1 protein-coding gene is annotated in these 417 nt (G+C 38.8%); it reads left to right on the forward strand.

Annotation, left to right across the window (positions count from 1 at the left end; genetic code table 11):
• Positions 1–34: 34 nt before the first annotated feature.
• A partial coding sequence (locus FCS21_RS17935; RefSeq protein WP_222928009.1) for a cation-transporting P-type ATPase occupies positions 35–417 on the forward strand: 383 nt, incomplete at its 3' end.

Consider the following 417-nt stretch of genomic DNA (forward strand, 5'->3'; position numbering starts at 1 on the left):
TAATAAAAGTATCAATTAAGTAGGAGGGGATAGGATGAACTGGTACAAAGTGACGGTAGAAGATACATTGAAAAACTATCAAACATCAACAGAAGGCTTGTCGCAAGAAGAACGGCAGAAACGCCTGACTGATCAAGGATATAATGAGATAGAAGCAAGACAGCAGACAAAACGATGGAAAAAAATAGCAAAACACTTTACTGATCTGCTGATGATCGTGTTGATCATTGCCTCTTTTTTGAAATTTGCTTCGAGCGAATACATCGAAGGAAGTATTATTTTATTCGTAGTGATCGTCAACGGACTCGTTAGTTATTGGCAAGAAAGAAAAGCAGAAGAATCGTTGAATGGTTTGAAGCAGCTGATGGGACAAGAAGCGATAGTACTATCGAACGGGATGCAAGAAAAAATCCCTGC

It is taken from the genome of Colwellia ponticola, from assembly GCF_005885605.1.
Classification (GTDB): domain Bacteria; phylum Pseudomonadota; class Gammaproteobacteria; order Enterobacterales; family Alteromonadaceae; genus Colwellia; species Colwellia ponticola.